This window comes from Dehalococcoidia bacterium (genome assembly GCA_035574915.1).
GTDB lineage: Bacteria > Chloroflexota > Dehalococcoidia > DSTF01 > WHTK01 > DATLYJ01.
On sequence record DATLYJ010000155.1, the window covers coordinates 17,515 to 27,670 of the forward strand.

At 69.1% G+C, this 10,156-nt stretch carries 13 protein-coding genes; 3 read left to right on the forward strand and 10 right to left on the reverse strand.

What is annotated here, in order from left to right; translation table 11 throughout:
* Positions 1-88: 88 nt before the first annotated feature.
* On the forward strand, positions 89-286 hold the full coding sequence (locus tag VNN10_14155; protein ID HXH23164.1) for a hypothetical protein: 198 nt from the start codon (positions 89-91) through the stop codon (positions 284-286).
* Here VNN10_14155 and VNN10_14160 read toward each other — a convergent pair whose 3' ends face one another.
* The 4 genes from VNN10_14160 to VNN10_14175 all read right to left on the reverse strand — a co-directional run bounded on the left by VNN10_14160 (position 287) and on the right by VNN10_14175 (position 2,759).
* Entirely contained in the window at positions 287-724 is a 438-nt protein-coding gene (locus VNN10_14160) for a nitroreductase family deazaflavin-dependent oxidoreductase (protein ID HXH23165.1), read from the reverse strand.
* Positions 725-790: 66 nt separating this feature from the next.
* Complete coding sequence (locus VNN10_14165) at positions 791-1,021, reverse strand: hypothetical protein (GenBank protein ID HXH23166.1); 231 nt, start codon at positions 1,019-1,021, stop codon at positions 791-793.
* A 59-nt stretch (positions 1,022-1,080) separates the two neighbouring features.
* On the reverse strand, positions 1,081-2,343 hold the full coding sequence (alr, locus tag VNN10_14170) for an alanine racemase (protein HXH23167.1): 1,263 nt from the start codon (positions 2,341-2,343) through the stop codon (positions 1,081-1,083).
* Positions 2,286-2,759 carry a hypothetical protein gene (locus VNN10_14175; GenBank protein ID HXH23168.1) on the reverse strand — a complete coding sequence of 158 codons (474 nt, stop codon included), beginning with the start codon at positions 2,757-2,759 and terminating at the stop codon, positions 2,286-2,288. The genes alr and VNN10_14175 overlap by 58 nt, the downstream gene beginning before the upstream one ends.
* A 79-nt stretch (positions 2,760-2,838) precedes the next feature.
* Here VNN10_14175 and VNN10_14180 point away from each other — a divergent pair, with 79 nt between their 5' ends.
* Together VNN10_14180 and VNN10_14185 are read left to right on the forward strand one after the other, a co-directional pair.
* Positions 2,839-5,151, forward strand: coding sequence for a transglycosylase SLT domain-containing protein (locus tag VNN10_14180; GenBank protein HXH23169.1), 2,313 nt, complete (start codon positions 2,839-2,841; stop codon positions 5,149-5,151).
* A 51-nt stretch (positions 5,152-5,202) separates the two neighbouring features.
* Entirely contained in the window at positions 5,203-5,643 is a 441-nt protein-coding gene (locus VNN10_14185; protein HXH23170.1) for a hypothetical protein, read from the forward strand.
* On the opposite strand, the gene VNN10_14190 is transcribed toward VNN10_14185, so the two are convergent.
* The 6 genes from VNN10_14190 to jag form a co-directional block, all read right to left on the reverse strand.
* Positions 5,640-6,128: a DinB family protein gene (locus VNN10_14190; protein HXH23171.1), complete on the reverse strand. Its 489-nt coding sequence runs from the start codon at positions 6,126-6,128 to the stop codon at positions 5,640-5,642. The two genes, VNN10_14185 and VNN10_14190, sit on opposite strands and share 4 nt — an antisense overlap.
* Positions 6,125-6,625 carry a DinB family protein gene (locus VNN10_14195; protein HXH23172.1) on the reverse strand — a complete coding sequence of 167 codons (501 nt, stop codon included), beginning with the start codon at positions 6,623-6,625 and terminating at the stop codon, positions 6,125-6,127. Before VNN10_14195 ends, VNN10_14190 begins: the two co-directional genes overlap by 4 nt.
* Positions 6,626-6,732: 107 nt before the next feature.
* Positions 6,733-7,590, reverse strand: coding sequence for a ParB/RepB/Spo0J family partition protein (locus tag VNN10_14200; GenBank protein HXH23173.1), 858 nt, complete (start codon positions 7,588-7,590; stop codon positions 6,733-6,735).
* A gap of 2 nt (positions 7,591-7,592) precedes the next feature.
* On the reverse strand, positions 7,593-8,363 hold the full coding sequence (locus VNN10_14205; GenBank protein ID HXH23174.1) for an AAA family ATPase: 771 nt from the start codon (positions 8,361-8,363) through the stop codon (positions 7,593-7,595).
* On the reverse strand, positions 8,360-9,202 hold the full coding sequence (locus VNN10_14210; protein HXH23175.1) for a PfkB family carbohydrate kinase: 843 nt from the start codon (positions 9,200-9,202) through the stop codon (positions 8,360-8,362). Before VNN10_14210 ends, VNN10_14205 begins: the two co-directional genes overlap by 4 nt.
* A gap of 9 nt (positions 9,203-9,211) precedes the next feature.
* A complete protein-coding gene (gene jag / locus VNN10_14215) occupies positions 9,212-10,027 on the reverse strand; it encodes an RNA-binding cell elongation regulator Jag/EloR (GenBank protein ID HXH23176.1) in 816 nt (271 codons plus the stop codon).
* Positions 10,028-10,156 lie beyond the last annotated feature (129 nt).

The window sequence follows — 10,156 nt, forward strand, 5'->3', positions numbered from 1 at the left end:
CTCCGGGCCTGAGGCCTTTGCCCTCTCGTGGCGGCCGAAGCCGCAGCATGGACCCCAAGCGCCCCCAAGCGCGCTACGGGAGGGAACCATGTGCATCACTTGCGCCTGCAACACTCCGGAGGACAACCACGGCGACCCGAAGAACATCACTCTGAGCCAGTTCCGGGAAGCCGCAAAGGCCACCGGGACGGACATGGATGGCCTCCTCCGGAACATCAACCAGGGCTTCCAGCGTTACGCCGGCGTAAGCCAGCCCGCCGGGTCATCGCCGCGGCAGCAGCGCTAGTCAGTCAGCGGTCCGCTCCAAGAGCACGACCGGGATTTCGCGCTCGGTCCGCTTCTGGTAGTCATCGTAGGCTGGCCAGATGGAGGTCATCAGGCGCCACAGCGCCGGTTTCTCGTCTGGCGTGGCAGTGCGCGCCCGGGCGCGGAACTTCTCGGCGCCGACCTGGACCATCACCTCAGGGCGAGCGCGGAGGTTCAGGTACCACTGCGGGTGCTTCGGAGCGCCTCCCTGCGAGGCGACGATGACGTAGCGATCGCCGTCCCGGCCGTAAATCAGGGCCGTGCGCCGCAGCTTGCCGGACCGGCGGCCGCGGGTCGTCAGCAGCAGGGTGCTGACGCCACGCCAGGTGTGGCCCTTCTCGCCGTCGGTCTCGACGTACTCGCGGACATGCTGCGCAACCCAGCCCGTCGGACTGTCCAGGACTTCTTCCTGTGTCATGCCCACTCCGAAGCAGTCATCTCGGCTTCGCGCCCTGACTGCGCGGGTGTCCTTCGATCGAGGCGCTTAGTGGTGGCCGCCCAGCGAGCCCTCGTCCGGCGGCGGCATTCGCCCGCCCCCCAACGCGACCTTGACCGCGTAGACGACGGTCAGGAAGGCCATTACGCCGACCACCAACGCGGCCGTGCCCAGGCCGACCTCCGTGGCGTCCGGGCTCCTGGCGGCCTCGCTCACGCCCGAAGGCGCGAGCAGCGCCGGCATTACGACGAGAAGGGCGAAGAGGACGCGCGCGGTCATCGACACCACCGAGACTGATTTGCCCCGCAGGACTGTCCCGATGTTAGCCCCTCGTCCGCTTAGGGAGTAGAGAGTTCGCGATAACCCTCGAGGTCCTCGCAAGCCACCAGGCGGCCGCCGCGCGTGTAGAGTCGCACGACGCGCGAGCTGAGGCTGGCTAGCACCTCGTAGCTGATCGTTTCCGAAAGAGCGGCGACCTCGTCCGCCCAGATCGACTCGGAGCCCTGCTCGCCGATGAGCGTGACCTCGTCCTCCACGGCCACGCCCGGGATGTCCGTGACGTCCAGCATGAGCATGTCCATGGCCACACGGCCAGCGAAGGGCGCCCGGCGTCCCTGGACGATGGCGAAGCCCCGGTTCGAGAGGATGCGATGGATGCCGTCGGCATAGCCGGCCATGATCGTCGCGATTACGCTGGGGCGCCTGGCCTGCCATGTGCGGGCGTAGCCGACGTACTCCCCCGGCTGCAGGCGCTGCACGCGGGCCACCCGCGTCCGCAGCTGGAGGACTGGAGACAGGGCCACTCCGCGGCTCACGAACTCGGAAGGGTAGTAACCGTAGACGCCAATCCCGGCCCGCACCATGCCGAGCCCGAGCTCCGGCAAGTCCAGGATGCCGCCGGTCGAGGAGAGGTGGTGGACCGGTATCCAGGGCAGCTTGTCCGCGGCGTCCCGGAAGGCGAAGTACTGGCGAAAGGTAAACTCCTTGTCGCCTTCGTCTACGGCAGCGAAGTGGGTGGAGAGACCTTCGACGACCACGCCCGGCAGCTCGCGGACCGCCTCGGCGAAGGCTACCGCTTCGGCGGGCAGAAGGCCGTAGCGGTTCAGGCCCGTTTCGACCTTGATGTGCACGATAGCTTCGCGGCCGGCGGCGACGGCGGCGTCCGAGAGCGCCCGGGCCGTCTCCATGGAGGCCACCGTGGCTCGCAGCGAGGCGGCGACAACCCGCGGCGCGATGCCGGGCGAGATGCTGCCGAGGACCAGGACGGGCGCGTCGATACCGTTGCGGCGCAATACCTCGCCTTCTTCGACGCCGATGACGCCCAGGCCCCAGGCGCCAGCAGCGAGGGCGGCTTTACCGACCGCAGTGGCGCCGTGCCCGTAGGCATTGCCCTTCACGACAGCCAGCAGGCGCGGCGCCGCCTCTCGAGCGATCAGCGCCCTCACGTTCGCTTCGATGCGGTCGAGGTCGATCTCGGCCCAGACCCGGAGGCCGGAGCGTAACGCCCACTCGCGGGCGCTCTCGATGGAGACTTCGGCGAAGCTCAGGGGACCAGCGCCCAGTCCGCCGGCAGGCGGTAAGGGAAGACCTCGGATGTCCACTCGTCGCCATCGAAGACGCGCGCCCGCCCCTCTCTCTTCACCTCGCGGTAGGTGTTTACCAGCTGGACGACACGCCGTTCGGGCAGGTTGAAGAGCACCGCGCCGGCTCCGACCGGCCGGAGGCTTGCCTCCCTGGTGACGTCGTCCACGACCCGGAAGACGGGCTGGTCATAGCGAGAGGAGAGGACGAGCGCGGTATGGATCGCCTCCCAGTGACCGTCGACATTGTGCTCGTCGAAGACAGCAAGGCCGCTCAGGACATACTCGCGCAGGGAGGCATAGAAAGGCGCCGTCAGGTCCAGGAGGTCTTCCAGCGTCTGAGGGTAAAAGCTGCAAGCCTTGACGAAGGCTGGAAGGGCGTCGCCGTGGGCGATAAAGCTGACGCCGCCGCGCCGGTCTATCACGGTATAGCGCATCAGATTCATTTGGCTTTGACCCCGCGGCAAGGCCGAGTGTAGCATTGGCTCGATCACCCTGTCAAAGACGACCCACCCCTTGACCCCCCGCCTCCTGACGCCCCTCGCGTTCCTCCTCATATGCGTTTCCGCCTGCGTCGAGACGGACCAGGACACCTCCGCGACGCCGGGCGCGGACGCCACGTCCAGCGCCGGGGCCTCTGCTACGCCCGGCGGCGACCCCTCCCCAACAGCGACGATCTCGCTGACGCCGCGGCCAAACGCTCCCCCGGCCGAGCCGGCGGCGGCTCACCGCCTGGAGGCGGAGGGCGAACTGCAGCAAGCGCTCGAAGCCTACCTTTCGATCTCTGCTTCCGGGGCCCCGAACCGGGCGGAAGGCGTATACGGGGCGGCGCGGGTGCTACTGCAGATGGAGCGCCCGGCCGAGGCGCGCACCCTCCTCGAGCCCTTCCTCGCTTCCGCCTCCCCCGCCGAGGCGGGCCCCGGGCGTTATCTCCTGGCCCGCGCCTACGCGGCCCTGTCCATGTACGCCGAGGCGCTCCAGCAGTACGACCTCTACGTCAAGAGCGGCCGCGCTGGCCTGCCGTATGCCTACCTCGACCGGGCGCGGATCCTCATGGACTTCGGTCAGCCCCTGGCAGCCGCGTCGGAGGCGCAGACGGGACTGGCCGCCGGCGTCCCGGCGGCGGCTCGGTCAGCCTTCAACCTCGTCACCGCCCAGGCGTATGAGAAAGCCGGCGCCTTCGGCGACGCCCTGCGCGCCTACCAGGTCCTGTTCGAGTCCAGCCCCGGCGACCAGCCGCTAGCGCTCTCGCGCATGGCGGCCATAAAGGCGGCGCAGGGCAATACCGCCGCCGCCAACGACGACCTGGTGCGGTTGATGGCTGGATACCCCACGACTCAGCTCGCCCTCGATACAGTGAAGGACTTCGAAGCCCGCGGCGTGGCGGTCGACGGCTACATCCGCGACCTGGTGTACTACCGCCACAACGACTACGCGCGGGCCGAACCGGCGCTCCGAGAACGGATCAACGCCGCTCCGGAATCGCCTTCCAGCGCCGAGGCCTACTACTTCCTGGCCGCCATCCTCGAGTCGAAAGGCGACACAGCCGGGGCGCAGACCCTGTATTCGAAGGTGGTGAGCCTGAACCCTCAGAGCAGCCTCGCCGACGATGCCCTCTGGTGGCGTGGTCGCATCCTCGAAGACGAGGGCAAGCGCGCGGATGCCCAGGCGGTCTACAACCTCATCGCCCAGAACTATCCTCAGTCGAGCTGGGCCGCGGACGCGGCCTTCCGGCGCGGCATGCTCTCCTACCGGGCCTCGGACCACCGGCAGGCGGCGAACATCTGGGGCGAAGGGATCGCCCTTGTCTCGGATGCCATGGAGCGCCAGCGCCTGACGTTCTGGCAGGCCAAGGCCTTGCTCCAGGCCGGCGACCGCGCGGCGGCGGAACCGATCCTGCGCGAACTCGCGGCCTCCGGCGAGGACGACTACTACGGCGTGCGCGCCGTGGCCCTCCTGGCAGGCGACCACAACCAGCCGAAGGCGGACCGCGACTCCCGGGCAAACCTGACGCCGGACTTCGACTGGGCCGCGGCGGAAGCCTGGCTCACGGCGAAGACCGGCCGTGCTGTGGTGCCGCCTTCGGCGCAGGCCTGGTCGAGCGACCCACGTTGGTCTCGGGCCCAGGAGCTCTGGCTCGTCGGCCGCGTGGGCCAGGGGAACGCCGAGATGTTCGACCTGATCGAGGCTTACGCCCGCGACGGCATCGCCATGTACACCATGGCGCGCGTCTTGTGGGACAAGGGGCAGTTCAGCCTCTCCGCCCGCGCGGGGCAGCGGCTCCTCCGCGTCCTGAACACGAACCCCAACGCTGGCCTGCCGAAAGCCCTCATGTCGCTCTCCTACCCGGCGCCCTTCGCGGCGAGCCTGCAGCGCTACGCTTCGGCGGAGCGTATCTCGCCACTGTTGCTCCTCGCCTTCATCCGCCAGGAGAGCTTTTTCGACCCCGGCGCCGCATCGCCGGTGGCCTTCGGGCTCACGCAACTCCTGCCGCAGACCGCGGCCTCCGTCGCCGGGCGCCTCGGCTTGCCCCCGCCGCGGACCGAAGACCTCTACCGCGCCGACCTCAACCTGCGCCTGGGCGCGAACTACATGGCGACCCAGCTCAAGGACTTCGGCGACAACATCTTCGTAGCATTCGCAGCCTACAACGCCGGGCCGAACGCGGCCCGCCGCTGGCTCGCCGCCGCGGGAAGCGATGCTGACATGTATCTGGAGACGATCGAGTACAGGGAAACCCGACTGTACGTCGAGATCGTCGCCGAGAATTACGCCATCTACCGCTACATCTATGCCGGCCACCGCGTGCCGGAGCTTCCCGCGGACTGAGGGCACCAGATCTCCAGGCCAGCGGCCGATACTAATGTCTGGAGATCTGCGATGGGACATGTCCTTTTCATCACTGTGGTGCTGGTCATCTGCGTGGCGTGGTGGGCTGCCGTGTACGCCGCGCCCTGGACCCTGTCTCTGCTGCTGCCCGCCGGCAAACTCATATTCATGATCGGCTTCGCGGTCTTCGCCTTCGGTCTCGGGAGCGCTGCTCTCACGGCCTACAGTATCGCGAGGCCCGAGGACTTCGTCGGCTCGCTGCTCTTCGCTTTCTGGGGAGGGTGGCTGATGCTGGCCCCGACGGCAGCGCGCCGTTCCTCACCCGAGGACAGGGAGATGATGGAGCGCCTGGGCGTAATGCTGGTGGCGCTGATGTGCGTGCTGGTCCTGTCCTTCTACGCGCCGCCGGAGGCCATCGCCGGCCTCCAACTCTGGCTGGTGTTGTTCGGCGGCGCCGTCGCCACGCGCGGCCTCGCTCGCAGGGAGCGCTAGCTCCCGCCGGCCAGCCGCTCGATGTCTCTCAGGTGCTCCAGCTCGTGCTGGGCGCAACGGTTCATTAGCCACTCGATGGACGGCTCCCCCCAGGCGGCATGCTGCACCGTGCGGCGCCAATCGTCCTCCGTGAGGCGGGCAAGGGCGGCGAGCATGTTTGACCTGATGCGGCCGAAGGCGCTTAGCACCTGGTCGAGGTCCTGGGAGATGTACTCCCGGCTCCGCGCCAGGTCCTCGTTGTCGTAGCTGGCGACGCGCGGGTTATCCTCGCTGACAGCGCGCATCAGCCGGCTGTTGAAGATCTCGGCGTAGTCGCGTAAGTGGCAGACAAGCTCGATGAGCGACCAGCCGCCGTCGTCCGCCCGGCGCCGCAGCACGCCTGCGGGAACGCCAGCGGATGTCGCGCGCAAGCGCTCCGGCGCGCTGCTGAGGAGTTCGATGATCTCGGCCCTGGTGCGGGGAGGGTCCTGCGGCGCGCTGGTCATGCGCGCCCGCTGCCCGTAGCCGCGAGAGCCTTCAGAGACCGGATCTGCTCGAGGTGCTCCTTTTCCGCGTCCACAAGGGCCTGCGCAAGCTGCTTCAGACTCCGCCGTCCGACGCCCGGCCACTGGCCAAGACGCGACCAGTCGACCGCGTGCGCGAGGAGGTCGACCGTCTGCAGGCGGAAGCGGCGCATCTCCTCGATGACCCGCCGCAGGTCTGCCTCCTGGTAGCCGCGCTCGCGGACGTAGGCGTCCTGGTCGTAAGGGACGAACATGGGGTCGTTCTGGGCCCAGACCTGGTAGAGGCGCTTGTGCCAGACTTCCGCGCCGTCGCGCAGGTGGCCGACGACCTCCTTGATCGACCATTCGTTGTCCGACGGTTTGAACCGCAGCACCTGCTCCGGCAGCCCGGCAATCTCCGCCTCGACAGCATCCGGCATCTCTCTCAGCGCCTCGATGATCTCGAGGCGGTCGGCGCTGTGTATCACTCTCTCTACCACGTGTTGTCCCCTTCTCCGGACTCCTCCATCGGCGCCGCCCCGGCTGCTCCGGGAGGCGCGGCGTCTCGAATGCCCCGCGATCGCACGACCAGGAGGTCAGGTGCCAACTAGGCGCCCAGCAAGCGCTCCAGGATCGCCTCCATCTCCTCGTCGCTGTAGAAGTGTATCGTCAGACGGCCGCCGCGCCGCCCTTTGACGACTTCGACTTTCGTGCCGAGCGCGGAGCGCAGCTTGTCCTCGACAGCCGCCAGGTCTGTCGCGAGACGCCGGTCGCGTCGCCGTGCGGGGCGCTTCTGCTTCGCGAGGCGCTCGGCGTCCCGGACCGTGAGGGCGGCCTGCAGAATGCGCTGCCAGACATGGCGCCGTTCGGCCGGCTCATCGATCGCCAGCAACGCCCGTGCGTGGCCAGCACTGATCTCGCCCCGCGCCAGGCTGCCCTGGATCTCATCCGGAAGGCTCAGCAGGCGGATAGCGTTCGTGACCGCCGACCGGCTTCGCCCCACGCGCTGCGCCACCGCCTCCTGGGTGAGCCCGAACTCGTCCACGAGCCGTTTGAAGGCAAACGCCTCTTCGAGCGGGCCGAGGTCCTCGCGCTGGAGGTTCTCGACCAGCGCAAGCTCGAGCAGGGCGCGCGGACTCGCCTCCTTCACGATCACAGGCACGCGCGAGAGGCCGGCACGGCGCGAGGCCAGGAGCCGCCTCTCGCCCGCGATCAGCTGGTAGACCCCGGGTTGCCCATCGCGCTTGCTGACCACGAGAGGCTGAATGACGCCGTGCTCGCGAATGCTCTGAGCCAGCTCCTCCAGGGACTCGGGGTCGAAGGCCGAGCGCGGCTGCTGCGGGTTCGGCACGATGAGGTCGATGTCGACCTCTTCCACCGCCGGCGTGAGCTCGGGGATCAAAGCGCCGAGCCCGCGCCCGAGGCCGCGGCGCTGCGGACGCCCGCCCGCGCTTGCCTGCTCCATGCTCACGCCTTTGCCTCCACCGCCGCGCCCCTCTCCGCGAATTCGGCGGCGAAGGCGCGGTACGCCCTCGCCGCCGGTGAGGAGGGCGCGTACTGCCCTACAGCGAGGCCGTGGCTGGGCGCCTCGCTGACCCGCACATTCCGCGGGATCACCGTACGGAAGGTGCCCGGAAAGTGCCGTCGCACCTCCTCCGCAACCTGTTGTCCCAGGTTCGTCCGGCCGTCGAACATCGTGAGCAGAAGGCCGCCGACCCGGAGGGATGGGTTCAAGTTGCGGCGCACGGCCTCCAGGGTCCGCACGAGCTGGGACAGGCCCTCCAGGGCCAGGTATTCGCACTGCACCGGCACCAGCGCTTCTCCCGCCGCCGTAAGCGCATTCAGCGTCAGCAGCCCAAGCGAGGGCGGGCAGTCGATGATCACGAAGTCGTAGCGCACCGTGAGTCCCTCGAGGACGCGGCGCAAGCGGTACTCCCTGGCCATCGCCGGCACGAGCTCCACCTCGGCGCCAGCGAGGTCGGCGCTCGCCGGCGCCAGGTGCAGGTTCTCGGTCACCCTCAGGATCGCCGCCTCGAGCGGCGCCTCGTCCACAAGCACGTCGTACATGCTGGTCTCACCGGCCCGCTGTCCAAGCCCCGAGGTGGCATTGGCCTGCGGGTCGATGTCGATCAGCAGGCAGGTGTGGCCGCGGGCGGCAAGCTCCCAGGCCAGGCTGATAGCGGTGGTAGTCTTGCCCACGCCGCCCTTCTGATTCGCCACCGCCACCACGCGCGTCACGAAGCCCGCCCCGCAGCTCCGGCCGCAAGCAGCGCCTCTATCTGCTCGCGCCGCGCGATGCCCTCGAGCCCGACTCCCTGCACCGACAGCGCCGCCGCCGCGGCGGCGAAGCGCGCCGTCTGGGCCAGGTCTCCGCCTGTTTCGCGCCAGCGCACGAGAAAGGCCGCAGCGAAGACGTCGCCGGCGCCAGTTGGGTCCACCTCGCGTGCGGGCAGCGCGGCGAACTCATGCCGGCCGTCATCATCGAACACCGTGAAGCCGCGAGCGCCGCGGGTCAGCACCACGACGGGGACGTAGGCGAGCCAGGAGGCCACGGCCTCGGGCTCTGTAACGTCCTCCTCCGAAACGAAGACGATGTCACCGATGAGCCAGGGCGCCACGGAATCCACTTCCCCCGGCAGCACGTCGCTCCCGCGCAGCCGCCTCAACCACCCCTGACAGGACAGGCCGACGAGGCTCGCCTCGGGAAACGCCGCACCGGCGTTTACCTCGACGTCATGAAATACGGGAGCGATCAGGACAATGGGAGCACTTATCCAGGCCCGCGGGACCTGCGCGGCCCCAATCGGCCGCGCGCACTGCACCACGCGCTGGCGCCTCACTCCGTCCCGGTACACGTTCTCGAACGTCGTCGTCTGCACGTCGGGCAACACATGCCAGACCGTCTCCGGCAAGGCTTCGGCCGGACTGACGTCCGGCGAGCAGACTGTGACCGCAGCCGTGCGCAGGCCCAGCAGGTGCGCTTGCCTTACGGCGTATGCGACACTTCCACCCAGGCGCCACCCGCCGGGCGTTATGTCCTTTACGACGTGTCCGACGGCGAGAAAGTCGGCCGGCACGTCCCCTCCTCAGCGGCTGGGCGTAATCGCGACTTTGCGGGCCTCGCCCTCGCCGATGCTCACGGTCATGACCGCCGGGTCGTTCGCTAGTGCCAGGTGGACGATGCGCCGCTCGTTCGGCGGCATCGGCTCGAGCGTGACCGAGCGCCCGGTCCCGCGCACCCGGTCCGCCATACGCCGCGCCAGGGTCACCAGCGCCTGCTCGCGCCGCCGCCGGTATCCGTCCACGTCGATCCCGAACGCCACGCGGTGCTTCACTCGCTTGGCCACAATGAGGTTGACCAGGTATTGCAGCGACGCGAGGGTGCTGCCTCGCCGGCCGATCAGGATCCCCAGGTCATCGCCCTCGACGTCGAGTACGGCCTCGATCATGCCCACGCCGTCGCCGGCGGTCTCGGGCTCGCGCGCGGTCACCACCGCCTCGATCCCCATGAGCCGCAGCAGATCCTCGAGCACGGCCACCGCCGCCGCGACGTCTTCAGGCGCGGCGGTCTTTACCGCCCGGCCACCTCGGCGCAGCGCCGCGGGCTGCTCCTCGTCCTCGATCTCTGCTTCGTACTCTTCTTCCTCGCCCTCCTCCTCCTCTTCCTCGCCGTCGTACTCTTCTTCCTCCTCCTCGCTTTCGAGGGCGGATGGGGCGGCGGCCACGACAGATGGCAACGGTTCGACGCGGACGCGGGCTGGCTCGCCGCGGAAGCCGAGAAGGCGGGGGCGGCCCTCGCTCAGGACCTCGATCGAGACCTGGTCTCGGCGGAGGCCCAGTTCCTCGAGGGCGTTGTCGATCGCCTCGTTGACGGTCCTACCTTCGGCCTCGACGCCTTCCACTCTCGTACCTCCTGCGCCGCCGCGCGCCGGCCGCACGCGGCGCCGGCGTAGCGCCGTCCTCGCTAGGGGGCTGGCCGCGCGGCCACCGGCGGGCCCCGGCCGGTGGTTCTTCTTCGTCCTCCGCCATCG

Excerpts from the sequence above, each read along its gene's own strand:
- VNN10_14155 (HXH23164.1), top strand. The coding sequence starts at position 89 with ATGTGCATCACTTGCGCCTGCAACACTCCGGAGGACAACCACGGCGAC.
- VNN10_14160 (HXH23165.1), bottom strand. The coding sequence starts at position 724 with ATGACACAGGAAGAAGTCCTGGACAGTCCGACGGGCTGGGTTGCGCAG.
- VNN10_14165 (HXH23166.1), bottom strand. The coding sequence starts at position 1,021 with ATGACCGCGCGCGTCCTCTTCGCCCTTCTCGTCGTAATGCCGGCGCTG.
- VNN10_14175 (HXH23168.1), bottom strand. The coding sequence starts at position 2,759 with ATGCGCTATACCGTGATAGACCGGCGCGGCGGCGTCAGCTTTATCGCC.
- VNN10_14185 (HXH23170.1), top strand. The coding sequence starts at position 5,203 with ATGGGACATGTCCTTTTCATCACTGTGGTGCTGGTCATCTGCGTGGCG.
- VNN10_14190 (HXH23171.1), bottom strand. The coding sequence starts at position 6,128 with ATGACCAGCGCGCCGCAGGACCCTCCCCGCACCAGGGCCGAGATCATC.
- VNN10_14200 (HXH23173.1), bottom strand. The coding sequence starts at position 7,590 with ATGGAGCAGGCAAGCGCGGGCGGGCGTCCGCAGCGCCGCGGCCTCGGG.